Below are 25,298 nucleotides of genomic sequence, written 5' to 3'. Positions count from 1 at the left end.
TATGGCTTACGTTGCAAGATTAAAGAAAGAATACAAGGACCGTATAGTTGCGGCCTTGACCGAAGAATTTGGTTACAATAACGTAATGCAAGTTCCTAAGTTGAAAAAAATTGTTGTTAGTAGAGGAGTTGGTGCAGCGGTAGCGGATAAGAAGCTTATTGACCATGCAGTGGATGAAATGACCATGATTACTGGTCAGAAAGCTGTTGCTACTCTTTCTAAAAAGGATGTTGCTGCTTTCAAGTTAAGAAAGGGAATGCCAATTGGGGCAAAAGTAACATTACGTGGCGATCGGATGTATGAATTTTTAGATAGATTGGTTACCTCCGCATTGCCTAGGGTTAGGGATTTTCAAGGAATTAAGGCTACAGGCTTTGATGGACGTGGAAACTATAATCTAGGAATTACCGAACAGATTATCTTCCCAGAGATTAATATTGATAAAATCAATAGAATTAATGGGATGGACGTAACTTTTGTTACCTCGGCCGAAACGGACAAGGAAGCAAAGTCATTATTAACGGAATTAGGATTACCTTTTAAAAAGAACTAGAATGGCTAAAGAATCAATGAAAGCCCGTGAGAGAAAAAGGGCAAAGACTGTAGCTAAATATGCTGAAAAGCGTAAGGCTCTTAAGGAGGCTGGCGATTACGAAGCACTACAGAAATTGCCAAAAAATGCCTCACCAGTACGTATGCACAACAGATGTAAGCTTACTGGTAGACCTAAAGGTTATATGAGGACTTTTGGAATCTCTAGGGTTATGTTCAGGGAAATGGCTAACCAAGGTTTGATACCTGGGGTTAAAAAGGCCAGCTGGTAGAAATAGAATTAATAACTGGTTTCAGGTTTAGTCTAACGCTAAAAACCGTCACCGAATTATATATAAATGGTAACAGATACTATAGCAGATTATCTAACAAGAGTTAGAAACGCGAGTAGGGCAGGACACAGAGTTGTGGAAATCCCGGCTTCCAACCTAAAAAAGGAAATAACTAAAATATTATTCGACCAAGGATATATTTTAAGTTACAAGTTCGAAGATGATAAAGTTCAGGGAACAATTAAGATTGCCCTGAAATATGATAAGATGACGAAAGAACCTGTAATCAAGAGAATACAACGTATAAGTAAGCCAGGTTTGAGAAAGTATTCATCCAATGATAATTTGCCTAGAGTCCTTAACGGTCTCGGTATTGCTATTGTGTCGACATCACATGGTGTTATGACGAGTAAGCAGGCCAAGGCGGAGAATGTTGGTGGAGAGGTTTTATGCTACGTTTATTAATAGAATTAAAGAGTTAGAAGATGTCTAGAATAGGAAATAATCCGATAGCAATTCCTGATGGAGTTACAATTGAAGTCAAAGACAAGGTAATTACCGTAAAAGGTAAATTAGGTGAGTTGACTCAAGATTTTTCAGGTGTTGATGTAAAAGTAGAAGATGGACAGGCTTGGGTAACAAGACCGTCAGACTCTAAAGAGCATAAAGCAAAACACGGTTTGTATCGATCTTTGATACTTAACATGGTTGAAGGTGTATCCAAAGGGTGGACTAAAGAACTAGAGTTGGTAGGTGTTGGTTACCGTGCCAGTAATCAGGGTCAAAAGCTTGATTTGGCATTAGGTTTTTCTCACAATATCGTTTTTGACTTGGCACCAGAGGTTAAAGTTGAAACTATTTCTGAAAAAGGAAAGAACCCTATAGTTAAATTAACTTCTCACGATAAGCAGTTAGTGGGACATATAGCGGCAAAAATCAGATCATTTCGTAAGCCTGAGCCTTACAAAGGAAAAGGAGTCAAATTTGTTGGTGAACAATTAAGAAGAAAAGCTGGTAAATCGGCTTAATAAAAGTATTATGGGATTATCAAAAACACAAAGAAAGTATAGAATTCGAAGGAGAATCCGTAAGGTATCCAATGGAACTGCCGAAAGGCCAAGACTATCAGTCTTTAGAAGTAACAGCGAAATCTATGCACAATTGATAGATGATGTAAAAGGTGTAACCTTGGCTGCAGCTTCATCCAGAGATAAGGATATTGCTACCTCTAAGGGTAACAAAACAGAAATTGCTGCACTTGTAGGCAAGGCTATCGCTGAGAAATCTAAAGCGGCTGGAATAGAAAAGGTTGCATTTGATAGAGGTGGTAACCTTTATCACGGACGAGTTAAGTCTTTAGCGGAAGGCGCAAGGGAAGCAGGATTAAAATTCTAAATTAAAGGTATGTTCCAAAAATACAAAAACGTAGAAACTGTTAAACCGGGAGGTTTAGATTTAAAAGATAGGTTAGTTGGGGTACAACGTGTAACCAAGGTAACTAAAGGTGGTAGGGCTTTCGGTTTTTCTGCTATCGTTGTTGTTGGTGATGAGAATGGTGTTGTAGGGCACGGTCTTGGAAAGTCAAAAGAGGTTGCTACTGCAATTGCCAAGGCAATTGAAGATGGTAAAAAGAATTTGATTCGAATTCCTTTGAATAAAGGCACCCTCCCTCATGAGCAAAAAGGAAAATATGGAGGTGCGCGTGTATATATTCAGCCAGCTTCACATGGTACAGGTGTGATTGCCGGAGGTGCAGTAAGGGCCGTATTGGAAGCTGTTGGTGTTCATGATGTATTGTCCAAGTCACAAGGGTCTTCCAACCCTCACAATGTAGTAAAAGCCACTTTTGATGCATTGTTGCAATTAAGGGATGCCAGAACAATTTCACAACAACGTGGAATTTCTATGGATAAGGTTTTTAAAGGATAAATATTAATAGTAAAAAGTATATAGAAAGAAGTACTTAAAGTTATCTGAACAGAAATCCAGTACTTTTTATTAAATACTAAACTAATTACTATATAAAATGGCAAAGATTAAAGTAACACAACTTAAGAGCGGTATTAAAAAGCCTCAAAATCAAAAAAGGACTTTGGAAGCTCTTGGACTGAAAAGAATTGGACAGGTAGTTGAGCACGATGCAACACCCAATATTCTGGGCATGATAAATAAAGTTAAACATTTAGTTTCTACAGAAGAAGCTTAAATATAGATCTAATGAATTTAAGTAATCTAAAACCTGCAGAAGGTTCCGTAAATAGAGATGGTAAACGATTAGGTAGAGGTCAGGGCTCTGGAAAGGGTGGTACTGCTGCAAGAGGCCATAAAGGTGCTAAATCTAGATCTGGTTACTCAAAGAAAATCGGGTTTGAAGGTGGTCAAATGCCTTTGCAAAGACGTGTTCCCAAGTTTGGTTTTACGAATATTAATCGTAAGGACTACAAAGGTATAAACCTTAATAAGCTACAGGAACTAGTAGATGATAAGGTAATAAAAGACGCTGTCTCTTTCGATACTTTGGTTGAGAATGGTTTAGTGGGTAAAAATGATTTGGTTAAAATTTTAGGGGGAGGAGAATTGAAGGCTGCCCTTAAAGTATCTGTACATAAATTTTCTGCTTCGGCAAAAGCTGCTATTGAAGCTGCAGGTGGTGAAGCAATAAGTTTATAAGTATAAGCGGGAACATGAAGAAATTTATCGATACAATATCCAATATTTGGAAGATAGAAGAGCTAAGGAATAGAATTATCATAACTCTAGGCCTTCTATTGGTTTATAGATTTGGTTGCCAAATTGTTCTTCCAGGTATAGACTCAACCCAGTTAGGGGGATTGGCCGACGGTACAGATCAGGGTATTTTTGGTCTATTAAATGCTTTTACCGGTGGGGCTTTTGCCAATGCTTCCATTTTTGCATTGGGTATTATGCCTTATATCTCCGCTTCGATTGTGGTTCAGTTAATGGGTATTGCGATTCCTTACCTTCAAAAATTACAGAAGGAAGGTGAAAGCGGAAGAAAAACGATTAATCAAATTACCCGTTGGTTAACAATTGGTATTTGTATCGTTCAGGCACCGGCATATTTGTATGGATTGGGAGCTTTTGGTGTTCCTGATACTGCCTTTATACTTGGAAAAGGTTTGGATTTTATGATTCCGGCCGTAATTATATTGGTATCTGGATGTGTATTTGCCATGTGGTTGGGCGAGAAAATTACGGATAAAGGTATTGGAAATGGTATTTCTTTATTGATTATGATTGGTATTATAGCAACAATGCCCCAATCTTTTGTTCAAGAATTTGTTTCAAGAACTACCAATAATAATGGTGGTTTAATGTTTATACTTATAGAGGTAATTGTATGGTTCCTGGTTATTTTGGCTAGTGTGCTTTTAGTTATGGCAACTCGTCAAATACCCGTACAGTATGCTAGGAGAACGGCATCTGGTGGATATGAAAAGAATGTCATGGGCTCAAGGCAATACATTCCTCTAAAATTAAATGCCTCCGGGGTTATGCCAATCATATTTGCCCAAGCAATCATGTTTGTGCCTGGAATGATTGGAGGAGCTTTTGATGATACATCATTTGGACAATGGATGCAAGTACAGTTCAGTGATATTTTTGGTTGGGCCTATAATTTATTGTTCGCCTTTCTAATCATTATTTTCACGTATTTCTACACGGCTATTACCGTACCAACAAATAAAATGGCCGATGATCTAAAACGTAGTGGCGGATTTATCCCAGGTATTAGGCCAGGAAAGGAAACTGGAGATTTCTTGGATAAAATAATGTCATTAATTACGTTACCTGGATCTATATTTTTAGCTTTGCTGGCCGTTTTGCCCGCAATAGTGGTAAAATTGTTAGATGTACAAGCAGGATGGGCCTTATTTTATGGAGGTACTTCCCTGTTAATTATGGTGGGAGTGGCAATAGATACTGTGCAACAGGTAAATTCTTACCTTTTGAATAGACATTATGACGGATTAATGAAAACCGGAAAAAATAGAAAAGTAGCATAATTTATGGCTAAACAAGCAGCGATAGAACAAGATGGATCCATTATAGAAGCATTGTCAAATGCAATGTTTCGAGTAGAATTGGAAAATGGACATGTAGTTACAGCGCATATTTCAGGTAAGATGCGCATGCATTATATAAAGTTGTTACCTGGAGACAAGGTTAAATTGGAGATGAGTCCATATGACCTTACGAAAGCAAGAATTACTTATAGATACTAAGAAAGCAAGTAAGATGAAAGTAAGAGCATCAATAAAAAAGAGAAGTGCCGACTGCAAAATAGTTCGCAGAAAAGGCAGATTGTACGTAATCAACAAAAAGAATCCTAGATTTAAACAAAGACAAGGGTAATTATGGCAAGAATCGCGGGTATTGATATACCAAAACAAAAGAGGGGCGTAATAGCCTTGACCTATATTTTCGGGATTGGAAAAAGTAGGGCCAAGGAAATTTTGGAAAAAGCCCAAGTTAGTGAGGATACTAAGGTTTCTGATTGGAACGATGATGAAATAGGTCGTATTAGGGATGCAGTTTCTTCCTACACTATTGAAGGTGAGTTACGTTCTGAAACTCAATTGAACATTAAGCGATTAATGGATATTGGATGTTACAGAGGTATACGTCATAGATCCGGCTTGCCATTAAGAGGTCAACGTACAAAGAACAACTCTAGGACTAGAAAAGGAAAGAGAAAAACAGTTGCTAACAAGAAGAAAGCTACTAAATAATAGATAGTTATGGCAAAGGCAAATACTAAGGTAACCAAAAAGCGTAAAGTTATAGTTGATTCAGTAGGTGAGGCCCACGTAACGGCTTCATTTAACAATATCATCATATCATTGACAAATAAGAAGGGAGATGTTATTTCTTGGTCATCGGCTGGTAAGTTAGGTTTTAGAGGTTCCAAAAAGAATACTCCTTATGCGGCTCAGGTAGCAGCGGAAGATTGTGCGAAGGTTGCCCATGAGGCGGGCTTACGCAAAGTAAAGGTTTATGTTAAAGGACCAGGAAACGGCAGGGAATCTGCAATCCGTTCGATTCATAATTCAGGAATTGAGGTAACAGAAATTATTGATGTTACTCCAATGCCACATAATGGATGTAGGCCTCCAAAAAGAAGAAGAGTTTAATCAAGTATTAATATAAATTTCACCGAAGGTGTAGTTACGATTATCGAAGGATAAGCCTTAATTCATAATCTCATCTTCACAATTTTAGAAAATGGCAAGATATACAGGACCAAAATCAAAAATCGCCCGTAAGTTTGGTGAGGCGATATTCGGAGACGATAAGTCTTTTGAAAAGAAAAATTACCCTCCAGGACAGCATGGGAATAACAGACGTAGAGGAAAAAAGTCTGAGTATTCCGTACAGTTAATGGAGAAACAAAAAGCTAAATATACATACGGTATTTTAGAAAAACAGTTTAGAAATCTTTTCTCCACCGCAAAAAGAAAAGAAGGAGTAACTGGTGAAATCCTATTGCAATTATGTGAAAGCCGTCTGGACAATGTGGTTTTTAGAATGGGTATTTCCCCTACAAGAAGTGGTGCAAGACAATTAGTTTCGCATAGACACATAACAGTTAATGGAGAGATAGTTAATATTCCATCTTACTCCCTAAAAGCTGGAGACGTAGTTGGTGTTAGGGAAAAGTCTAAATCCTTACAGAGTATTCAAGATTCACTAGCTGCTAGCAGTAGTGTTTACGAGTGGATTACTTGGAATACTGAGAAAAAGGAAGGAACGTTTGTTACTGTTCCTGAAAGACTTCAGATTCCAGAAAACATCAAAGAACAATTAATAGTCGAGTTATACTCTAAATAAAAACAACACTGATCCAATTATGGCATTATTTAATTTTCAGAAACCCGATAAAGTAATAATGATCGATTCCTCAGATTTCGAAGGAAAGTTCGAATTTCGTCCTTTGGAACCTGGTTATGGATTAACTGTTGGGAATGCATTAAGAAGGGTGTTGCTTTCTTCCTTGGAAGGCCATGCCATTACATCCGTAAGGATAGACAAGGTAGAACATGAGTTCTCTGTAATTTCCGGTGTTGTAGAAGATGTAACCGAAATTATATTGAACTTGAAGCAAGTTCGCTTTAAAAAACAAATCGAGGACTCGGAGGCAGAGGTGGTTTCTATCTCGGTAAGTGGAAAGGAACAATTAACTGCTGGGGATTTCCAAAAATTTATTTCTGGCTATCAAGTGTTGAACCCTGACCTGGTTATCTGTAACATGGATCCAAAGGTGAGTATCAATATGGAGATTACTATTGATAAGGGAAGAGGCTATGTTCCTGCAGAGGAGAACAAAAAATCTGGTGCACCAATTGGGACTATTGCAGTTGACTCTATCTTTACTCCAATAAAGAATGTTAAGTATAGTATCGAGAACTTTCGTGTTGAACAAAAAACGGACTACGAAAAATTAGTTTTCGAAATTGTTTCTGATGGCTCTATACATCCAAAGGATGCCTTAACAGAAGCTGCCAAGGTTTTAATTCACCATTTCATGTTGTTCTCCGATGAGCGTATTACGCTAGAAGCTGATGAGATTGCTCAGACAGAGACGTATGATGAGGAGTCATTACACATGAGACAGTTGTTGAAAACTAAATTGGTCGATATGGATCTTTCTGTACGTGCCTTAAATTGTTTAAAGGCGGCAGAAGTGGACACCTTAGGTGATTTGGTTTCTTTCAACAAAAATGATTTGATGAAGTTTAGAAACTTCGGTAAAAAGTCTTTAACTGAGCTAGAGGAGTTGGTCATCAACAAAGGTCTTAGCTTTGGAATGGATTTATCAAAATACAAATTAGATAAGGATTAATTAATCATATTTTGCTCCTCGTTCTTTCGAGTTTGGTAGCAAGATGATAATACTATAAAATGAGACACGGTAAAAAAGTTAACCACTTAGGTAGAAAGGCTGCGCATAGAAAGGCTATGTTGGCGAATATGGCATGTTCTTTAATCGAACATAAGAGAATCAACACTACAGTTGCTAAAGCCAAGGCTTTGAAACAATTTGTTGAGCCATTGATAACAAAGTCAAAAGCCGAAAATAATCAGTCCGCCGAAAAAGGAACCCATAACAGGCGTATTGTTTTTAAAAACCTCAGGGATAAATATGCTGTTAACGAATTGTTTAGCGTAGTATCTGAAAAGGTTGCTGATAGGCCAGGTGGTTACACAAGAATCATCAAATTAGGAAACCGTCTTGGTGATAATGCAGATATGGCCATGATAGAGTTGGTAGACTTTAATGAGCTTTATAATGCAGGTAAACCTAAGAAGAAATCTACTAGAAGAAGTAGAAGAGGAGGTAAGAGTTCTAATGAGGAAGCATCTAAGGTTGAAGAAGTAGAGGTTAAGGAGCCTGTGGCAGAAGAAGCTCCAGAAGTAGCGTCCAAACAGGAAGCTGAAACCCAACCTGAAAACGAGGTTAAAAAGGAAGATGATTCTAAAGAATAAAAATGTCAATAAATATTGATAATTATAAAAGGATAAGCCTTAAAGCTTATCCTTTTTTTATGTTTTTTTGTGAATAGATAAAAAGTAGAGAAATAGCATGAAGTATCAAGCCAAAAAGAAAGCGTTAATATTACTTGCGGATGGAACAATTTTTTATGGTAAATCTGTGGGGGGCAAGGAGGGGACTTCCTTTGGGGAAGTTTGTTTCAATACGGGTATGACAGGGTATCAAGAGATTTTTACGGACCCATCGTATTTTGGGCAATTAATGGTTACCACCAATGCGCATATTGGGAACTATGGAACAAATTCAGAAGAAGTAGAATCCGATAGTGTAAAGATTTCCGGTTTAATCTGTAGAAACTTTAGTTATGAGTATTCACGACCATTAGCCGATGCTAGCTTGGAGGAATTCTTGGATAAGAATAAACTTTTTGCAATATCAGATGTAGATACTCGCGCTTTGGTTAGTTATATAAGGGATAATGGAGCTATGAACGCTGTAATATCCACAGATGTAGATAACATTCCTGGGTTAAAGAGGCAACTGGAAAAAGTTCCTGGTATGGAAGGTTTGGAGTTGGCATCCAAGGTGGCGACAAAGGAGCCCTATTTCGTTGGTAATGAGTCCTCAAATTTTAGAATAGCAGCTTTGGATATTGGTATAAAAAAGAATATACTGAGAAATCTTGAAAAGCGAGGTGCTTATATTAAAGTGTTCCCATATAACGCAACTTTTTCGGAAATGTCTGCTTGGAATCCCGATGCCTATTTTATATCCAATGGCCCAGGGGACCCAGAACCTTTAACAGAGGCAATTGACCTAGCCAAGGAGATAATAAAAACGAATAAACCTTTATTCGGAATATGTTTAGGGCATCAAATTATTGCATTGGCCAATGGTGTGTCCACGTACAAAATGCATAACGGACATCGAGGAATAAACCATCCTATATTAAATTTGGTTACCGGGAAGGGAGAAATCACTTCACAAAACCACGGTTTTGCCATCAATAGGGAGGAAACCGAGGCAAATAAGAATTTGGAAATTACCCATGTGCATCTTAACGACAAAACGGTCGCGGGTATTAGGATGAAAAATAAAGATGTGTTTTCCGTTCAATATCACCCGGAAGCTAGTCCTGGCCCACACGATGCCGATTATCTTTTTGATGAATTTTTCAAATTGATCGAGAAAAATTCAATGCAATCCACGGAAGTTTAAAAAATCGTTATATTATTTAGAATTGGAAGAGGGAATTTAGCAATGTGCGGCTAACGTTTGTATCTTTGCTAATCAATTTATTAAAGAAACAATTCAAATGAGTATCATACTAAGCGTTCACGCAAGACAAATTTTAGATTCAAGGGGTAACCCTACTGTAGAAGTAGATGTAATTACCGAAAATGGTGTAATGGGACGTGCTGCCGTTCCTTCTGGAGCTTCTACCGGGGAGCACGAGGCTGTAGAGCTTCGAGATGGGGGTAATACCTACATGGGTAAGGGAGTGATGAAGGCTGTTGAGAATGTAAATACGATTATTGCGGAAGAAATCCTTGGCATGTCCGTGTTTGAACAAAATCTTTTAGACCAGACCATGATTGATTTGGACGGTACTCCAAATAAATCAAAACTTGGAGCGAATGCTATTTTAGGTGTTTCTTTGGCCGCAGCAAAAGCTGCAGCTAACGAATTGGGTCTTTCTCTTTATCGCTATATTGGTGGGGTTAGCGCCAATACTTTACCGGTTCCCATGATGAACATCATTAACGGAGGCTCTCATTCTGATGCACCAATAGCTTTTCAGGAGTTTATGGTAATGCCAGTTAAGGCTAAAAGTTTTTCCCATGCGATGCAGATGGGTACTGAAATATTTCATAACCTAAAAAAAGTATTACATGATAGAGGTTTAAGTACGGCAGTGGGAGATGAAGGTGGATTTGCGCCTAATCTTGCTGGTGGTACAGAAGATGCACTGGATACAATAGCAAAAGCTGTGGAGAAAGCTGGTTACAAGCTGGGGGACGATGTAATGATTGCCTTGGATTGTGCATCTGCTGAATTTTATGTAGACGGTGCTTATGACTATACTAAATTTGAAGGTAGTAAGGGAGTGGTAAGAACTTCTGAAGAGCAAGCTCAATACCTTGCTGATTTGTCCGAGAAATACCCAATTATTTCTATTGAGGATGGAATGGATGAAAATGACTGGGATGGGTGGAAAGCCCTGACGGAAAAAGTTGGGGACAAGGTTCAATTGGTAGGTGATGATTTATTTGTAACCAACGTGGAGAGATTGTCTACTGGAATTGAAAAAGGCATTGCTAATTCTATTTTGATAAAAGTTAACCAAATAGGAACGCTCACTGAAACTATCGCGGCGGTAAACATGGCCAAGAACGCTGGTTATACCTCTGTAATGTCTCACCGATCCGGAGAAACTGAAGATAATACTATCGCGGATTTGGCGGTAGCATTGAATACAGGTCAGATAAAGACAGGTTCTGCTTCGAGATCAGATCGTATGGCAAAATACAATCAGCTGTTAAGAATCGAAGAAGAATTGGGAAGTATGGCCTACTATCCTCAAGAAAAGGCCTTTAAGGTCAAATAACTACTTATAATTTAAAAGGCTTTCTTTTTAGAAAGCCTTTTTTTTTGGAACAGTCTAAAACTTTAGTTACCTTTTCTTGGTTATCAACCCCCTATTTTTTGTGTATGAATAATTTTCTTTTTGTTTCTGCGGAGAACGATGCAATTCCAGATTGTAAAGCTGGTGGAATGGGAGACGTAGTCAGGGATGTCCCTAGGGAAATTGCTAGGCGCGGGGACAATGCAAATGTTGTAGTTCCTTCTTATGGAAGATTACACCAAAATGGAATTTTTAAGGCAACATTGGAATTCAATTTAAGGGGAACGGTCTATAAAGCCGAATTATATGAGGTACTACCCAAAAAAACCCTCAAAAACATCACACATTATGTGATACACCATCCTGAAATTCAGGAAGGTGGTATTGCACACATTTATCATGATGATCCTACCGAACCTTTTTTTAATGACTTCGTAAAGTTCATGATATTCTCGACAGCTGTTGCGGAGGCAATAAAGATAGGTGCCTTTGGAGAATTGGATATTGTACATATGCATGATTGGCATTCCAGTGCGCTCTTATTTCTAAAGTCGTATCATCCGGAATATCGCGATTTAAAAAAGATGCGATATGTATATAGTATACATAATTTAGCGATTCAAGGTATTAGGCCTTTTTACAATAATTATGCATCTGTAAATAATTGGTTCCCTGAGATTCAATTAGATCATAAGGCTTTAATGGACCCAAGGTATCCTGATTGTATAAACTTAATGGCCGTAGGTATACGGCTTGCCGATGCCGTTCATACAGTTTCACCATCTTACAAGGAAGATGTTATGCTTCCAAGTAGACCACCGGAATTTATTGGAGGAGAAGGATTGGAAAAGGACTTGCAGAGGGCAAATAATGAAGGCAGGTTGTTCGGAATTTTAAATGCATCGAATTACAATAACATTCGAACGGTAGAAAAAGGAAATCTTTATCGTAATACGGTTAAGGCTTTGTTTAGATGGCTTCAGGATGAATCAAAAAAGTACAAGGCTGATTTTTTGGCGCATACCGGTGAAAAAATTATGCAGTACGTTGGTAATAGGCCTAGGTTTATTGTTTCCAGTGTAGCGAGATTGACAGAGCAGAAGTTTTACTTTTTAATGCGATCTCCCGAAGCTTTTGAAAAGATTCTTAAGCGTCTGGATAAAGTGGGGGGTATTTTTATGTTACTGGGGACTGGAAATCCGGATTATGAGGATTTGTTTCGTAAAATGAGCTACAAGCACAAGAATTTTGTTTTTACCAATGGTCAGTCCGAGGATTTAATCGACTCCATGTATTTGGAAACGGACTTGTACTTTATGCCCAGTCTGTTCGAACCTTGTGGGATTAGCCAAATGTTGGCTATGAGAAATGGTAACCCTTGTCTTGTTCATCACACTGGAGGGTTGAAAGATACCGTAAGTCATCTGAAGACCGGATTTGCTTTTGAAGGTAAAACATATGAGCTCCAAATAAAAAATATGGTTAAGGTTTTCGATGAGGCTTTGAACATATGGGAGAATGATAGGCCTAAATGGAACCGTATTAAGGCCAATGCCAAAAAGATGCGATTTACTTGGGAAGTATCTGTGGATGAATACTACAAAGACCTCTATTTGTTATAGGTTTTTCCCCATAACGGACTTATTGTTAATTTTAGCCCAAACAGGTTTGGTATATTGTTAAAATACTCCTGTTTTAGTAAATTTACCGTTAATAGAATAACACGTAAAATTTTAAAATGTCAGATAAAGCTACTTTAGAATATAATGGTAAAAAGTTTGAGTTTCCGGTTATTGAAGGAACGGAAAATGAACTTGCCATTGATATTAAAACCTTGAGAGCCTCTACAGGAGGTATCATTACTATTGACCCAGGTTACAAAAACACGGGTTCCTGTGAAAGTGCCATTACTTTTTTGGATGGTGAAAAGGGTATTTTAAGATATCGTGGATATTCCATAGAAGAACTTGCCGAAAAAGCTGACTTTTTGGAAGTGGCTTATCTGTTGATTTTTGGGGAATTACCAAATAAAGAAGAATTGGCGAAATTCCATAAGGATATTAAGGACGAATCGCATGTGGACGAAGAAATGAAAAAGATTTTGGACGGATTTCCAAAATCTGCCCATCCTATGGGTGTCCTATCCTCTCTTACTAGTGCTTTGATAGCATTTAATCCTACTACCGTCGATGTAAGCTCAGAGAAGGATATGTATCGATCAATCGTCCGAATTCTGGCAAAATTCCCTGTACTGGTAGCATGGACTTTACGCAAGAAAAAAGGCTTGCCTTTGGACTACGGCGATGATACGTTAGGTTATGTTGAAAACATTCATAAGATGATGTTTAAGCGTCCAAATAAAGAATACAATAAGAACAAGGTTGTCATTGAAGCATTGGACAAACTTTTGATTCTCCATGCAGATCATGAACAAAACTGTTCTACTTCTACCGTAAGGATCGTAGGTTCTTCACATGCGGGATTATTTGCATCCCTTTCCGCTGGCATATCTGCACTTTGGGGACCACTTCACGGTGGTGCAAATCAAGCTGTGTTAGAGATGTTAGAGGCCATTGAAGCTGACGGTGGTGATACTAAAAAGTATATGGCAAAAGCAAAGGATAAAAATGACCCTTTTAGGCTGATGGGCTTTGGTCATAGAGTTTATAAAAACTTTGACCCAAGGGCGAAAATTATTAAAAAGGCGGCGGATGAGGTGTTAGGTGATCTGGGAATAGACGACCCTATTCTGGATATTGCCAAAGGTTTGGAAAAAGAGGCCCTAGAGGATAAATATTTCGTGGATAGAAAATTATATCCGAATGTTGATTTTTACTCCGGAATAATTTATCGTGCCCTAGGAATTCCAACGGAGATGTTTACTGTAATGTTTGCCTTGGGTAGATTGCCCGGTTGGATTGCACAGTGGAGAGAAATGCGTTTAAGGGGAGAACCGATAGGAAGACCACGCCAGGTGTATATAGGAGAAAATTTACGTCCTTTTGTAGATTTAAAATCTAGATAATTTAGGATAATAGGATTAATAGTATCATACGCCCTCTTAAGTTTTAAGAGGGCGTTTTTTAATGCTAACTTAGCGCCTAAATTTATAATTATGCTTAGGCTACGTATTAAGGATGAAGTATCACGGTTAAAGGCGGTCGTACTTGGAACAGCAGAAAGTAGTGGTCCAACTCCGAGGCCCGAAGAAGCCTATGATCCAAAATCATTGGAGCATATTCTTGCAGGCACCTATCCTACAGAGGAGGATATGATTGAGGAGATGGAGGCTTTTTCAAACATTTTAAAAAAATACGGAGTTGCTGTTTTTAGGCCTGAAGTCTTGGAAAATTGTAATCAGATTTTTTCTCGGGATATTGCCTTTGTAATAGAGGATAAATTAATTATTTCCAATATTTTGCCTGAAAGGGAAAAGGAGGTCGATGCCATTCTACATGTTCTTGATAGGATTGCCGAGGAGAACATTTTGCACCCTCCCGAGGAGGTCCACGTAGAGGGAGGTGATGTAATGCCATGGAACAATTATATTTTTGTTGGCACATACACGGGAACGGATTACGCTAATCATATTACGGCAAGAACAAACGAACAGGCCGTAGACTACTTAAGGAATCAGTTTCCAGATAAAACTGTAAAGTCCTTTGAACTGAGAAAGTCAAAAAATGCCAAGGAGAACGCACTTCATCTAGATTGCTGTTTCCAACCCTTGGGCATGGGCAAGGCTATCCTCCATAAAAATGGTTTTTTAGTAGAAGAGGAATATCAATGGTTGGTAGATTTCTTTGGTAAGGAAAACATATTTGAAATTACTTCTGAGGAAATGTATCAAATGTTTAGCAATGTATTTTCAATTTCTCCGAAAGTGGTCGTTTCCGAAAAAAATTTTACAAGATTAAATAATTGGCTAAGAGTGCAAGGTTTTACCGTAGAGGAGGTTCCCTATGCCGAAATATCAAAACAGGAAGGCCTATTGCGGTGTAGTACATTACCCTTAATAAGAGAATAGATGATGATGCAGATTACCAATTCTATATTGATGATTCGTCCAGTACGTTTTAGAATGAACGAACAAACTGCCGTAAATAATTATTTTATGGAAGATTTGGACGAAAAAAACAATTCGATTAATTCTAAGGCTCAACAAGAGTTTGATGTCTTTGTAGCGGTGCTTAGGTCCGCAGGAGTCCATGTAATTGTTATTGATGATACGGAAGAACCAGATACGCCAGACAGTATTTTCCCGAATAATTGGATTTCTTTTCATGCAGATGGAACCGTAGGTGTATATCCCATGTTTGCTGAGAACAGAAGAAATGAGCGCAGAGAGGATATCTTAGAGGTACTTGAGAAAAATGGGTTTCAGATTAATAATGTTATGGACTATACCTCGGCCGAAGAGGAAGGGCTTTTTTTAGAAGGTACAGGAAGTATTATTATGGATCGAATACATAAAAAAGCATATTGTGCACTTTCCGAACGCGCGGACGAGGACCTGTTCATCGAATTTTGTGAGGATTTTGATTTTATGCCGGTTATTTTTACGGCCAATCAATCCGTGGATGGAAAAAGACTGCCTATTTATCATACCAATGTAATGATGGCCTTGGGCGAAAATTTAGTTGTTATATGTTTGGATAGTATCGATAACAAAAAAGAGCGAAAATTAGTCGTTGACAGTCTTAAAAATGACCAAAAGGAAATTATCGCTATAAGTGAGCAACAGATGCATAGCTTTGCTGGTAATATGCTCGAAGTGTTGGGCAGTGGGGACCAAAGACTTTTGGTGATGAGTTCAGCGGCCTATAGTAGCTTGGATAAAGGTCAGATTGCAAAAATTGAAGAACATTGTAAAATTGTTCATAGTCCTTTGGATACTATTGAAGCATGTGGTGGTGGAAGCGCTCGTTGTATGATGGCCGAGGTTTTTTTACCTAAGGAATAATAGTTTTTTCCCTTTACAGTTCCTTTTACAGTTCCTTTTACAGTTCCTTTTACAGTTCCTTTTACAGTTCCTTTTAATTAAATAGATACTTAAGTTTTTTTGCTATTTTTTCCGTAACCTTATAGGGTGCATATCGAAAAGGGATTTCTGGCCAAAATCTTTTTTTGATAATCGACTTTTGGTGTGAAAAGGATTCAAAGGAATATTTACCTTGGTAGTGTCCTACTCCAGAAGCTCCTACACCACCAAAAGGAAGTTTGCTGTTGGTTATATGTAAAAGGGTATCGTTAATTACGCCTCCCCCAAAACTATATCCGTTTAATAGTCTTTCTCTGAACTTTTTATTTTTGCTAAAAATGTATAGGGCGAGGGGCTTTCCATAGTGGGAGAGATGTTTTTTAATATCCTCTTCAGAATCGTACGAAATGATGGGAAGTAAAGGCCCAAAGATTTCATCCTCCATAATTTTACTTTTTAAATCGGGTTCATCCACTAAAGCTGGAGAAATAAATAGCGTTTTATCATTAAAATCACCACCAAATAAAAGTTGTTCACCTATCAACATTTCTTTTAGAGTGTTGTAATGTGAATTATGGGCAATGCGGGCTAAATCTGGAGATTCCTGGGGAGAATTACCATACAATTCCTTGATACTTTTTATAAGGGCCTCAACCAATTTAGTTTTTACATCTTTATGAACCAAAAGGTAATCGGGCGCTATACAGGTTTGTCCACAATTTAAAAACTTTCCCCAGGCGATTCGTTTTGCAGTAACTGGAATGGATACCGTATTATCAATAATGCAAGGAGATTTTCCTCCTAGTTCCAGGGTTACGGGGGTAAGGTTTTCGGCAGCTTTTTGATACACTATTTTACCAACTTTGGTACTTCCTGTAAAAAAAATATAATCAAATTTCTGTGAAAGAAGCTCTTGGGATTCCTTAATTCCCCCCTCAATCACTGTTACATATTCCTCGGGGAAAATTTCCGCAATGATCTTCGTTATAATACCAGAGGTGGCGGGTGTGAATTCCGAAGGTTTTAGGATAGCGGTATTCCCGGCCGCTAAGGCTCCAATAAGGGGTGATAAGCTAAGAAGGAACGGATAGTTCCATGGGGCCATGATCAGTACATTTCCATAAGGTTCCGAATAGATCCAATCGGAAGAAGGAAAATTTATCCAGGTACCGGATACACGCTTGGGTCTGCTCCAAGAATCAATGTTCTTAAGAGCTTCCTTTAGTTCAAAAAGTACAAACTGCGTTTCCGAGGCTAGTGATTCGAACTTAGGCTTTTTAAAATCTTCATATAAGGTATCACAAATTTGATCCTCGTAATAGGTCAGGGCTTTTTGCAGTTTTTTTAGGTAAGTCTTCCTGAATTTTAAATCTTTTGTAGATCCGGAACTAAAAAAGTCCTTTTGCTTTTTCACCAATGATGTAATCATCTATTAACTCGTTTTTGCAATGTTTTTTATCATTCCTCCAAAAATAAAATAATGGAAAGGAATTAGGCAATACCAGTACAATCTTCCTTTGAGCCCTCTTGGACGAAACGTAGCGGTTTGATGCAATACGTTATCCTCATCAATTTTAAACTCCAACCAAGCTTCTCCGGGTAGTCTCATTTCAGCAAAAAGCAAAAGTCTTTTTTTCTTTTTTTCCGCTAATAACACACGCCAAAAATCCAATGAATCACCTGAATATATTTTATCCGGATGCGTTCTACCCCTTCTTAGTCCTACACCCCCTATTAATTTGTCCAAAAACCCCCTGATTTTCCATAGCATATTACCGTAATACCAACCATGTTCCCCTCCAATTTTCCAAATATTATCCATTACTTTTTTAGGGTCGTCAACTTTAATTGTCTGCTCATCCTTTAGAACACCGTATTTGGGTACCTGTATATATTTTTCCAAGCTTTTGTTAAAACGTCCGCTCACCATACTGTCTTTCCAACTGCTAATCACCAAATTCTGCTCTATTTTTTTAAAGGCAAGTGCTATAGCTTCTTTGTAGCTATGGGGTTTTATCTGTAACCAATCTGCAAGTTCGTTGTCTTGGGCTATAACCTCAATTTTCATGCTATCAACTAGGTTCAGTGCTAACTTATAAGAGGTTGAGGTGACAAAATATAACCAGTAGGAGGAAAGTTTGGGAGTCATAACCGGAACCGTAAAAATCCAGTTTTTGAATCCGCGAACGTCAGCATATTGATGCAACATTTCCTTGTAGGTAAGTACATTTGGTCCAGCTATATCAAAGGAGGAGTCATACGTCTTTTGATTACCTAAAACACCCGTCAAAAAGGCAATAACATCCCTAATGGCTATTGGATGGGTTTTAGTCAGCACCCACTTTGGGGTTATCATTATGGGTAGTTTTTCACAGAGATCCCGAATAATTTCAAAGGAAGAACTTCCTGAACCTACAATAATACCAGCGCGTAATACGGTCAATGAAAAATTACCTTTATTTAGAATATCTTCTACATTTTTCCTAGAGCTCAAATGCTTCGATAGTTTTTTATCGTTAACGATACCACTTAAATAAATAACCTGTTTTATGTTGGTTTGGTTGATATAGGCGTTAAAATTTCTTGCCATTTCGGCTTCCTTTTCATCAAAATCTTTTGTGGAAGAGCTCATGGAGTGAATAAGGAAATAAGCTGCATCCAAATCTTTGGGAAGTTTATCTTGGATGACCTCCTTAAGAAAATCTATTTCGATAATTTCTATTTTACCCTTCGTCTCCTCATCAATAGAAAATCTACCAATATCCCGGACAGTACATACCATGTTATGGCCTGCGGCAATCAATTGCGGTAGTAAGCGCATTCCAATATAACCATTGGCACCAGTGAGTAAGATTTTCATGATTTAGAGACTTTATTCATTTATATGTTTTGGTGTAATATTGAAATTCCTTCTAGGAAATATTACAAATCTTCCAATGAGGTGGGTGCATTATCTGCTTTATACGCCAATAGCTTTTTGAAAAATTTCTGAACGGCTTTGGTGTCAGAAGCTACCTTAATGAAATAATTGTCTCTGTAAATAGAGTAAACCGAGGATTCTCCTTTATATAAGGTTAGTTTGTAGAACGGAATAATTAGGGCAAAGGTTTCCAATAGAGATCTGAACCTAACAATAATGCCTTTTGGTCTAAGCTCTATATTACAGGTGTCCCTATTATTATCTAAAATAAGCAGATTATTTATTTCTAAACTAGTTTCTGTAATGATAAGTCTTGGAGACCCAATACCTCCTATTGCCCACCGCTCTTTAAGGGTAAAGGGCTTGCCAACTTCATTTTCAATTTTACGGGTAATGGACTTATTGTTATAGGAGACATTTAATATCATAACTTTCTTCTTTCATAACTATTTGTCATTTTTAATTAAAGTTAACGAAAAGAAGGAGGAATGAACAGGCATTGCCTATAAAAGGACAAAAAATGCTTAGTTTTGCAGCCTTAATTCCAAGCTGATGAATATAGAGAGTGTCATTGAAGCGAAAGTGAAAGAAGTGGTCATGGCCGCTTATGATGTAGAATTATCTTCTATAGAATTTCAGCCGACGAGAAAGGATTTTGAGGGGGACATAACCGTAGTAGTTTTCCCGATGCTAAGACAAATTAAAGGCAACCCCTTACAAATAGGAGAAAAGATAGGTGTCTTTTTGGAAAGGGAGATGGAGGAGGTTGCTGGCTTTAATGTGGTAAAAGGCTTTCTGAACATAATTATATCGGATAGGTCTTATCTTGAATTTTTCAACAAAATAAAGAACGACACCAACTTCGGTTTAGTACCAACATCGACCGATGCCGTAATGGTAGAATATTCTTCGCCAAATACGAACAAACCGCTTCATTTAGGGCATATTCGTAATAATTTGTTGGGCTATTCTGTTTCCGAGATTTTAAAAGCTTCGGGGAAGAAAGTTTACAAGACTCAGATCATTAATGATCGTGGCATCCATATATGCAAGAGTATGTTGGCATGGCAGCGATTTGGGAATGGGGAAACTCCAGAAAAAACCGGTATAAAAGGGGATAAGTTGGTTGGTAACTACTATGTCGCTTTTGATAAAGCCTATAAGGAAGAAATTACCGAACTCATAGCTGAAGGAATAGATAAAAAAGTAGCAGAAAAAGAAGCGCCGATTTTATTGGAGGCCCAACAAATGCTTCAGAAATGGGAAGCTGGAGATGAGGAAGTTGTAGCTTTATGGAAGAAAATGAATGGTTGGGTCTATGCTGGTTTTGAAGAAACCTATAAAAATCTCGGAGTAGACTTTGATACCTATTATTACGAAAGTGATACCTATTTACTGGGTAAGGATGTTGTTGCTGATGGACTAAAGAAAGGTGTCTTTTACAAAAAGGAAGACGGTAGTGTGTGGATAGATTTGACCGATGAAGGGCTTGACGAGAAAATTGTACTTCGCTCCGATGGAACTGCTGTTTATATGACACAGGATATTGGCACGGCCATTCAACGTGTCAAGGATCATCCTGATATTAATGGTATGGTGTATACCGTAGGAAATGAACAGGATTATCATTTTAAGGTTTTGTTCTTAATCTTAAAAAAACTTGGCTTTTCATGGGCAGAGAAGTTGTATCATTTAAGCTATGGAATGGTAGATCTTCCAAGCGGTAAAATGAAGAGCAGGGAAGGAACTGTTGTGGATGCAGATGATTTAATGGCCGATATGACCAAAACTGCTAGGGATATTTCGGAGGAGTTGGGCAAGCTGGAAGGGTATTCCGAAGAAGAACGTCAACGATTGTATAAGATGATAGGCTTAGGTGCCTTGAAATATTATATACTTAAAGTTGATCCAAAGAAAAGAATTTTATTTGACCCCGAAGAATCGGTGGATTTTCAGGGTAACACCGGTCCTTTTATTCAATATACGTATGCAAGGATTCAATCAATCTTAAGAAAGGCGGAGGAGATGAACGTAGAGAAAAAATCCACCGCAAAGATCACTGAACTACACCCTAAGGAGAAAGAGCTGATAAAACAAATTCAGTTATTCCCCGATACTATTCAACTAGCTGCGGAAAACTATAGTCCCGCCTTGATCGCTAATTATACCTACGACCTAGTAAAGGAGTTTAATTCTTTTTACCAACAGGTTTCCATTTTAGGTGAAGTAGACGAGGAGAAGAAGATATTGAGGGTGCAATTGTCCGAAAAAGTTGGGGATACAATACAAGCGTCATTCAAATTGCTAGGTATAGAGGTTCCTGAAAGAATGTAGGATTTTAAAAATTAACTCGAAAACTGGCATTGGGAGTAACGCCCAAAGACACACGTTGTACAGTTTCTATCTCATTCGTTTCATTGAGTCTGTAATAGGTGTTCAGTATATTTTTTCTGTTGGTGAAATTCAGTATGGAAGCTCCCACTGATCCCTTTATGGAACTACTTATATTAAAATCATAGGTAGCGGAGGCATCTGCTCTAAAATATTCCGGTAAGCTACTACTATTTGGAGTATTATAATTGATTTCATTTGGAACTACACTCGTATTGACCGGGTTATTTGTACTGGGTTCTGTAAATGGTCTTCCTGATCGATAATTAAATCCAATACCCAGCTTAAAATTGTTATAGTTATAATTTCCTGCCAGGGTAAAGGAATGTTTAAGTTCTAGATTATTTGGGAAGTTAGGGGGTGTTATAGTTTCAAAAGTGTAATTGTTGTCATTGTATGCATAACTGAACCAAGCGCTGTAGTCATTGGTTTTTTTGTTTATTAGAAATTCGACGCCCTTAATTAGATACTGTCCAATTTCACCATTGAACTGGTTTTGGTTCTGAAACCCTTGTGTATATACGTTGATACCCGTAACCTTTTTATAAAAGCCTTCAACACCTATGTAGAGGCGGTTTTCATCATAGTTGATGCCAAAAGAACCTTGTTTGCTTTGGACAATAGGTAGGACATTGCCATCTGCAAGGGTCCATCTTCTTTTTTCCAGGCCTAAAAAGTTTTGTTCGAGGTCAATAATCTGGTTGGTGTATTGGCTCTTGAATTCGCCCAAGGCCTCCAATTTAAAATAGGGGGCGAACTCATAGGAGATACTTAATCTGGGTTCTACCAATACTTGTTCAAAAGTATTGATGTTTGCAATATAATTAAGCCTTCCCCCAAATTGGGCAAAGAAATTTTTGTCTTCCGTCTCAAGGCGAAATTCTGAATATAGGCTTTGCGACCTTATGACGCCCTTTATACTGCTTTCAAAGAAGGGTTGGTTTATTCTGGTAATGTTTTCAATACCGGTTTCCGTGAATTGATATCCGTTCGTCCATTGTAAAGTGGGTGCTATTTTGTAAATGGTATTGAATTTTGCACTGGATTCCTTTACGAGGTTATTTTGATATAATTGCCGGGACGCATTTTCCGTAATACTAAAGGCCGTGAGCCTGTATTGGGTATAATAGAGGTTCGCCTGGGTGTAAAAGTTATCTGTCCATTCGCTTTCAAGGCTTCCGCCGAAGGAAATGTTGATTTGGTCCAAGGAACTTTCTGTGGCCTCGTTATCATTGGTATTCGTTGTTATATTGTCAAGGTCGTTGTTGATATGTATAAGACTCAACCTAATTTTGTGATCGGGGCTGATATCGTACAACAACTTGCCCGTAAAGTCGTAAAAGAAAAAGTCATTATCGGTATTTACTTCACTATCTTGAAAGGCTTTTTCCGAAAAGGTATTATATGTAGGTGTTTGCAAAAAATCTGTAAGGGAACGTCTACCGGAGAATTGTATAGCTAAATTTTCGGCAAGAGGGACTTGACCAAAAATATCACCACTGATTAGATTAATTCCTGCACCTCCAAAAAAACTGGTTTCAATGGAATTTTTGGTGCGCATATCCATGACACCGCTGACACCATCCCCATAAATTGAGCTAGTGCCATTTTTTATAATCGTAATCTTATCCGTTAAGTAAGGATTAAAAGCCGATATAAGACCAAAAAAATGACCGGACTGGTACATTTTAATTCCATCCCAAAGAATCAGGTTTTGGTCATTGGTACCTCCTCTAATATTGATGTCCGAAACGGTTTCATCAACACTTTTAATACCGGGAAGGGATTGGGCTGTTTGTAATATATCCGGTTCAATGAGTCCGGGTAGTATACCAAATTCGCTCGTATTCATTTGTATACTTCCGTCAGAAAATTTAGCTAGACCATCTGTAAGAAATTTGTAAACAACCACTTCTTCCAACTCTTGATAACTAAGGGCTAAAGTAATCGTAGCACAGGGAGTGGAACTGATGAGGTATTCAGCTTTGGTTAAAAAGGGTTTGAAACCCAAGTGGCTGATTTGTATAACCGAGTTTCTAGGTACATCCTCCAAGTAAAATGTCCCTGTGTTATCTGAAATGGTCGATTTTTTACCATCCAATACTCGTATAGTAGCTCCAGAAATGGCATTATCTTCAAAATTGTCGAGGACTGTCCCGCAAATTGAAAGTTTGTTTTTAAGTATTATTGAATAATAACGCTCACTTAATTTTTGTATTTCCAGTGGGGTATTCCGTAAGATGTGCTTCAATGAAGATTCCAAGTCATCCGTATTGGATTTTGGAATTTGCAATCCGACTAAATCTGCATCGATAAAGGAAAATTTAACGCTAAATGAATTTTCCAGTTCATGGAGATAATCTATAATCGTAATCTCTTTGATGGTTTTTTCCTGTGCACTACTTATGTTCCCAAGGAACACCAGGAAGAGTAGTGTGAGGTGGACCGTAAGCTTTTTAAGGGGCGCTTTCTTCATAGAATAGCACTTTGTTTCCCTCTAATTTAAACTTTATTTGGAGAGGGGTACTTATGCTTTTTAACGCTAAATCTCTATCGATGTTACTAAAGGTTCCTGTGAATAGCAGATTTTCGTCTATATCCTTTAATTCGACTTCTATATTATGTTGTCGCTGAAATTCCGCAAGTACGTATTTCAAAGGAATACTTTTAAAGGAACTCTCTTGATTTAACCAAGAGGGTTGTCCATTGATTTCAACTTGTGACTTTGTTATATTACCGTTGAGTGAAATGATGGAATTACCGGCCGGAAGCTTTTGCTCTTCCCCATCAATAGTAACACTGACCAAGCCTTCGAAACAAGTTACTTCAAAAAAACCGTCCCTGTTCTCAACATTAAATTGCGTACCCAATACAGCGATTGTTCCTTGGTCGGTAGTAACGGTAAATTTTTTACCTTTGGCCACTTTAAAAAATGCCTCGCCCTCTAATTTAATAGCTCTTTTACTATCCCAATTTTTTTCGCTGTAGGATAGTTCCGATTCTGCATTTAGAAGAATTTCAGAATTATCTGGTAAAATTATCTCCTTGTTTTCAGCTAGTTGCGTCTTGATGTTATCGTCAAGGGTATTGATATAAAAATAGGCACCAGTAAGTAATACGGCAATTACTGCAGCCACCCTTAAGAAGGATTTAAACGGAGATATAGTAATCACTTTTGGATGCTTTTGGGCATTTTGTGCCTGTAGGAGTTCCCAAGATTGATTCACGTCGAAATTCGGTGCCCGTAAATCCTGGGAAGCATTCGCAATCTTAAGATAAGAAGCGTATTCTTTGGACTTTTTAAATTCGGAAACCTCTTTTTCCGAAAGCTCACCGTTAAGCCATTTTGCCAAGTAATTTTCTTGCATGATTTCTAGCGTTATACCTTATTAACAACTATCGATTGAAAAACCCTACTTTTTATTTCAGTATACAGTATTCAATCGTCGCCATTTATAATTTTTCTTTATCAAATCGATTTTACAGAAAATTAATTATTCATGATATCGACTATCATAGTTAAATTCCATCAATTTTTTCCCTTAGTGTTTTTAATGCCAAATGCATCCGTTTTTCAATGGCCTTAATACTTACACCTTCCAATTCGGCAATCTCTGCATACTTTTTACCATCAATTCTATTTAATAAAAACGTGGACCGTTGATTTTCGGGCAAATCGTTAAGAGCTTTATCCAACTTTGCCTTGAACTCATTCTCCTCCATTATAAATTCTGGCGTCTCATGTATTGTTTTAAGGGTCTTATCGGCATATTTAAGCCTAACCTTGTCAGCTTTAATTACATTTAAATACAGATTGTTTGCAACTGTGTATAAGTAGGATTTGGCTTTTCCCGGGGTAACCTTTGCACAGTTCTCCCAAAGTTTTACAAAAGCTTCCTGCACGGCATCATGTGCTTTTTCCTTGTTACCGAACTTATAATATATGTAATTGAAAATCGTTTTTGAATGAGCATGAAACAATTCGCTATACGTACTTTCCTTACAGACATTTTGGTGGTCGTCCATATTCAGATTGACTG

General features: G+C 37.8%; 29 protein-coding genes. 23 read left to right on the top strand and 6 right to left on the bottom strand.

Annotated features, from left to right (window positions below; translation table 11 throughout):
• The first annotated feature begins 1 nt into the window (after position 1).
• The 22 genes from rplE (at position 2) to ctlX (ending at position 15,929) form a co-directional block, all read left to right on the top strand.
• A complete protein-coding gene (rplE, locus tag PP182_RS00810; protein ID WP_272649428.1) occupies positions 2–553 on the top strand; it encodes a 50S ribosomal protein L5 in 552 nt (183 codons plus the stop codon).
• Between the two features lies 1 nt (position 554).
• Complete coding sequence (gene rpsN / locus PP182_RS00805; RefSeq protein WP_099546261.1) at positions 555–824, top strand: 30S ribosomal protein S14; 270 nt, start codon at positions 555–557, stop codon at positions 822–824.
• Between the two features lie 66 nt (positions 825–890).
• The gene (gene rpsH, locus PP182_RS00800) at positions 891–1,289 is read left to right on the top strand and encodes a 30S ribosomal protein S8 (protein ID WP_272649427.1); all 399 of its coding nucleotides are present in this window, start codon (positions 891–893) and stop codon (positions 1,287–1,289) included.
• A gap of 20 nt (positions 1,290–1,309) precedes the next feature.
• The gene (gene rplF, locus PP182_RS00795) at positions 1,310–1,852 is read left to right on the top strand and encodes a 50S ribosomal protein L6 (RefSeq protein WP_272649426.1); all 543 of its coding nucleotides are present in this window, start codon (positions 1,310–1,312) and stop codon (positions 1,850–1,852) included.
• Positions 1,853–1,862: 10 nt separating this feature from the next.
• Complete coding sequence (gene rplR, locus PP182_RS00790) at positions 1,863–2,219, top strand: 50S ribosomal protein L18 (RefSeq protein ID WP_272649425.1); 357 nt, start codon at positions 1,863–1,865, stop codon at positions 2,217–2,219.
• A 9-nt stretch (positions 2,220–2,228) separates the two neighbouring features.
• Positions 2,229–2,753, top strand: a complete 525-nt coding sequence (gene rpsE, locus PP182_RS00785; protein WP_272649424.1) for a 30S ribosomal protein S5 — start codon at positions 2,229–2,231, stop codon at positions 2,751–2,753.
• A 97-nt stretch (positions 2,754–2,850) separates the two neighbouring features.
• Complete coding sequence (gene rpmD / locus PP182_RS00780; RefSeq protein WP_272649423.1) at positions 2,851–3,030, top strand: 50S ribosomal protein L30; 180 nt, start codon at positions 2,851–2,853, stop codon at positions 3,028–3,030.
• A gap of 11 nt (positions 3,031–3,041) precedes the next feature.
• Positions 3,042–3,494 (top strand): 50S ribosomal protein L15, encoded by a 453-nt coding sequence (gene rplO, locus PP182_RS00775; protein ID WP_272649422.1) that lies wholly within the window; start codon positions 3,042–3,044, stop codon positions 3,492–3,494.
• 14 nt (positions 3,495–3,508) lie between these two features.
• On the top strand, positions 3,509–4,852 hold the full coding sequence (secY, locus tag PP182_RS00770) for a preprotein translocase subunit SecY (protein ID WP_272649421.1): 1,344 nt from the start codon (positions 3,509–3,511) through the stop codon (positions 4,850–4,852).
• Between the two features lie 3 nt (positions 4,853–4,855).
• On the top strand, positions 4,856–5,071 hold the full coding sequence (gene infA, locus PP182_RS00765) for a translation initiation factor IF-1 (protein ID WP_013305172.1): 216 nt from the start codon (positions 4,856–4,858) through the stop codon (positions 5,069–5,071).
• 13 nt (positions 5,072–5,084) lie between these two features.
• The gene (gene ykgO / locus PP182_RS00760) at positions 5,085–5,201 is read left to right on the top strand and encodes a type B 50S ribosomal protein L36 (protein ID WP_010519235.1); all 117 of its coding nucleotides are present in this window, start codon (positions 5,085–5,087) and stop codon (positions 5,199–5,201) included.
• A 2-nt stretch (positions 5,202–5,203) separates the two neighbouring features.
• Positions 5,204–5,578, top strand: a complete 375-nt coding sequence (rpsM, locus tag PP182_RS00755) for a 30S ribosomal protein S13 (protein WP_272649420.1) — start codon at positions 5,204–5,206, stop codon at positions 5,576–5,578.
• A 9-nt stretch (positions 5,579–5,587) separates the two neighbouring features.
• Positions 5,588–5,980 carry a 30S ribosomal protein S11 gene (rpsK, locus tag PP182_RS00750; RefSeq protein ID WP_272649419.1) on the top strand — a complete coding sequence of 131 codons (393 nt, stop codon included), beginning with the start codon at positions 5,588–5,590 and terminating at the stop codon, positions 5,978–5,980.
• Positions 5,981–6,071: 91 nt separating this feature from the next.
• Positions 6,072–6,677 (top strand): 30S ribosomal protein S4, encoded by a 606-nt coding sequence (rpsD, locus tag PP182_RS00745; RefSeq protein WP_272649418.1) that lies wholly within the window; start codon positions 6,072–6,074, stop codon positions 6,675–6,677.
• 19 nt (positions 6,678–6,696) lie between these two features.
• The gene (locus tag PP182_RS00740; RefSeq protein WP_272649417.1) at positions 6,697–7,689 is read left to right on the top strand and encodes a DNA-directed RNA polymerase subunit alpha; all 993 of its coding nucleotides are present in this window, start codon (positions 6,697–6,699) and stop codon (positions 7,687–7,689) included.
• Positions 7,690–7,748: 59 nt separating this feature from the next.
• Complete coding sequence (gene rplQ, locus PP182_RS00735) at positions 7,749–8,333, top strand: 50S ribosomal protein L17 (RefSeq protein WP_272649416.1); 585 nt, start codon at positions 7,749–7,751, stop codon at positions 8,331–8,333.
• 97 nt (positions 8,334–8,430) lie between these two features.
• Entirely contained in the window at positions 8,431–9,558 is a 1,128-nt protein-coding gene (gene carA / locus PP182_RS00730) for a glutamine-hydrolyzing carbamoyl-phosphate synthase small subunit (RefSeq protein ID WP_272649415.1), read from the top strand.
• A 97-nt stretch (positions 9,559–9,655) separates the two neighbouring features.
• Positions 9,656–10,948 carry a phosphopyruvate hydratase gene (eno, locus tag PP182_RS00725; protein WP_272649414.1) on the top strand — a complete coding sequence of 431 codons (1,293 nt, stop codon included), beginning with the start codon at positions 9,656–9,658 and terminating at the stop codon, positions 10,946–10,948.
• 104 nt (positions 10,949–11,052) lie between these two features.
• The gene (locus PP182_RS00720) at positions 11,053–12,588 is read left to right on the top strand and encodes a glycogen synthase (protein WP_272649413.1); all 1,536 of its coding nucleotides are present in this window, start codon (positions 11,053–11,055) and stop codon (positions 12,586–12,588) included.
• 116 nt (positions 12,589–12,704) lie between these two features.
• On the top strand, positions 12,705–13,991 hold the full coding sequence (locus PP182_RS00715; protein ID WP_272649412.1) for a citrate synthase: 1,287 nt from the start codon (positions 12,705–12,707) through the stop codon (positions 13,989–13,991).
• A gap of 90 nt (positions 13,992–14,081) precedes the next feature.
• A complete protein-coding gene (locus PP182_RS00710) occupies positions 14,082–14,993 on the top strand; it encodes a dimethylarginine dimethylaminohydrolase family protein (RefSeq protein ID WP_272649411.1) in 912 nt (303 codons plus the stop codon).
• Positions 14,994–14,996: 3 nt separating this feature from the next.
• On the top strand, positions 14,997–15,929 hold the full coding sequence (ctlX, locus tag PP182_RS00705) for a citrulline utilization hydrolase CtlX (RefSeq protein WP_272649976.1): 933 nt from the start codon (positions 14,997–14,999) through the stop codon (positions 15,927–15,929).
• 73 nt (positions 15,930–16,002) lie between these two features.
• Here ctlX and PP182_RS00700 read toward each other — a convergent pair whose 3' ends face one another.
• The 3 genes from PP182_RS00700 to PP182_RS00690 all read right to left on the bottom strand — a co-directional run bounded on the left by PP182_RS00700 (position 16,003) and on the right by PP182_RS00690 (position 19,295).
• The gene (locus PP182_RS00700; RefSeq protein WP_272649410.1) at positions 16,003–17,376 is read right to left on the bottom strand and encodes an aldehyde dehydrogenase; all 1,374 of its coding nucleotides are present in this window, start codon (positions 17,374–17,376) and stop codon (positions 16,003–16,005) included.
• Positions 17,377–17,379: 3 nt separating this feature from the next.
• Positions 17,380–18,807 (bottom strand): SDR family oxidoreductase, encoded by a 1,428-nt coding sequence (locus PP182_RS00695; RefSeq protein ID WP_272649409.1) that lies wholly within the window; start codon positions 18,805–18,807, stop codon positions 17,380–17,382.
• A gap of 62 nt (positions 18,808–18,869) precedes the next feature.
• Positions 18,870–19,295, bottom strand: coding sequence for a hypothetical protein (locus PP182_RS00690; RefSeq protein WP_272649408.1), 426 nt, complete (start codon positions 19,293–19,295; stop codon positions 18,870–18,872).
• A 124-nt stretch (positions 19,296–19,419) separates the two neighbouring features.
• Between PP182_RS00690 and argS the strand changes: the two genes are divergently transcribed.
• Complete coding sequence (gene argS / locus PP182_RS00685; protein ID WP_272649407.1) at positions 19,420–21,201, top strand: arginine--tRNA ligase; 1,782 nt, start codon at positions 19,420–19,422, stop codon at positions 21,199–21,201.
• Between the two features lie 4 nt (positions 21,202–21,205).
• Here the strand turns inward: argS and PP182_RS00680 are convergent, their stop codons facing one another.
• The 3 genes from PP182_RS00680 to PP182_RS00670 form a co-directional block, all read right to left on the bottom strand.
• Positions 21,206–23,734 (bottom strand): TonB-dependent receptor, encoded by a 2,529-nt coding sequence (locus tag PP182_RS00680; RefSeq protein ID WP_272649406.1) that lies wholly within the window; start codon positions 23,732–23,734, stop codon positions 21,206–21,208.
• Positions 23,715–24,626: a FecR family protein gene (locus tag PP182_RS00675; protein ID WP_272649405.1), complete on the bottom strand. Its 912-nt coding sequence runs from the start codon at positions 24,624–24,626 to the stop codon at positions 23,715–23,717. Before PP182_RS00675 ends, PP182_RS00680 begins: the two co-directional genes overlap by 20 nt.
• A 151-nt stretch (positions 24,627–24,777) precedes the next feature.
• Positions 24,778–25,284, bottom strand: coding sequence for an RNA polymerase sigma factor (locus tag PP182_RS00670; protein WP_272649404.1), 507 nt, complete (start codon positions 25,282–25,284; stop codon positions 24,778–24,780).
• Between the last annotated feature and the right edge of the window lie 14 nt (positions 25,285–25,298).

It is taken from the genome of Maribacter sp. PR1 (assembly GCF_028464145.1).
In the GTDB taxonomy this organism is placed as follows: Bacteria; Bacteroidota; Bacteroidia; order Flavobacteriales; family Flavobacteriaceae; genus Maribacter.
The sequence above is the reverse complement of the archived record's forward strand: the minus strand, read 5'-3'. Positions and strand labels throughout refer to the sequence as shown.

Bases quoted from the DNA above. Each gene is read 5' to 3' on its own strand.
- PP182_RS00740 (WP_272649417.1), top strand. From the start codon at position 6,697: ATGGCATTATTTAATTTTCAGAAACCCGATAAAGTAATAATGATCGAT.
- rpsM (WP_272649420.1), top strand. From the start codon at position 5,204: ATGGCAAGAATCGCGGGTATTGATATACCAAAACAAAAGAGGGGCGTA.
- PP182_RS00680 (WP_272649406.1), bottom strand. From the start codon at position 23,734: ATGAAGAAAGCGCCCCTTAAAAAGCTTACGGTCCACCTCACACTACTC.
- rplO (WP_272649422.1), top strand. From the start codon at position 3,042: ATGAATTTAAGTAATCTAAAACCTGCAGAAGGTTCCGTAAATAGAGAT.
- infA (WP_013305172.1), top strand. From the start codon at position 4,856: ATGGCTAAACAAGCAGCGATAGAACAAGATGGATCCATTATAGAAGCA.
- carA (WP_272649415.1), top strand. From the start codon at position 8,431: ATGAAGTATCAAGCCAAAAAGAAAGCGTTAATATTACTTGCGGATGGA.
- rpsE (WP_272649424.1), top strand. From the start codon at position 2,229: ATGTTCCAAAAATACAAAAACGTAGAAACTGTTAAACCGGGAGGTTTA.
- argS (WP_272649407.1), top strand. From the start codon at position 19,420: ATGAATATAGAGAGTGTCATTGAAGCGAAAGTGAAAGAAGTGGTCATG.
- rplE (WP_272649428.1), top strand. From the start codon at position 2: ATGGCTTACGTTGCAAGATTAAAGAAAGAATACAAGGACCGTATAGTT.
- PP182_RS00695 (WP_272649409.1), bottom strand. From the start codon at position 18,807: ATGAAAATCTTACTCACTGGTGCCAATGGTTATATTGGAATGCGCTTA.
- rpsK (WP_272649419.1), top strand. From the start codon at position 5,588: ATGGCAAAGGCAAATACTAAGGTAACCAAAAAGCGTAAAGTTATAGTT.
- rpmD (WP_272649423.1), top strand. From the start codon at position 2,851: ATGGCAAAGATTAAAGTAACACAACTTAAGAGCGGTATTAAAAAGCCT.
- ctlX (WP_272649976.1), top strand. From the start codon at position 14,997: ATGATGCAGATTACCAATTCTATATTGATGATTCGTCCAGTACGTTTT.
- PP182_RS00720 (WP_272649413.1), top strand. From the start codon at position 11,053: ATGAATAATTTTCTTTTTGTTTCTGCGGAGAACGATGCAATTCCAGAT.
- PP182_RS00670 (WP_272649404.1), bottom strand. From the start codon at position 25,284: ATGGACGACCACCAAAATGTCTGTAAGGAAAGTACGTATAGCGAATTG.
- rplQ (WP_272649416.1), top strand. From the start codon at position 7,749: ATGAGACACGGTAAAAAAGTTAACCACTTAGGTAGAAAGGCTGCGCAT.
- secY (WP_272649421.1), top strand. From the start codon at position 3,509: ATGAAGAAATTTATCGATACAATATCCAATATTTGGAAGATAGAAGAG.
- PP182_RS00715 (WP_272649412.1), top strand. From the start codon at position 12,705: ATGTCAGATAAAGCTACTTTAGAATATAATGGTAAAAAGTTTGAGTTT.
- ykgO (WP_010519235.1), top strand. From the start codon at position 5,085: ATGAAAGTAAGAGCATCAATAAAAAAGAGAAGTGCCGACTGCAAAATA.
- rpsD (WP_272649418.1), top strand. From the start codon at position 6,072: ATGGCAAGATATACAGGACCAAAATCAAAAATCGCCCGTAAGTTTGGT.
- rpsN (WP_099546261.1), top strand. From the start codon at position 555: ATGGCTAAAGAATCAATGAAAGCCCGTGAGAGAAAAAGGGCAAAGACT.
- rplF (WP_272649426.1), top strand. From the start codon at position 1,310: ATGTCTAGAATAGGAAATAATCCGATAGCAATTCCTGATGGAGTTACA.
- rpsH (WP_272649427.1), top strand. From the start codon at position 891: ATGGTAACAGATACTATAGCAGATTATCTAACAAGAGTTAGAAACGCG.
- PP182_RS00675 (WP_272649405.1), bottom strand. From the start codon at position 24,626: ATGCAAGAAAATTACTTGGCAAAATGGCTTAACGGTGAGCTTTCGGAA.
- rplR (WP_272649425.1), top strand. From the start codon at position 1,863: ATGGGATTATCAAAAACACAAAGAAAGTATAGAATTCGAAGGAGAATC.
- PP182_RS00700 (WP_272649410.1), bottom strand. From the start codon at position 17,376: ATGATTACATCATTGGTGAAAAAGCAAAAGGACTTTTTTAGTTCCGGA.
- PP182_RS00690 (WP_272649408.1), bottom strand. From the start codon at position 19,295: ATGATATTAAATGTCTCCTATAACAATAAGTCCATTACCCGTAAAATT.
- PP182_RS00710 (WP_272649411.1), top strand. From the start codon at position 14,082: ATGCTTAGGCTACGTATTAAGGATGAAGTATCACGGTTAAAGGCGGTC.
- eno (WP_272649414.1), top strand. From the start codon at position 9,656: ATGAGTATCATACTAAGCGTTCACGCAAGACAAATTTTAGATTCAAGG.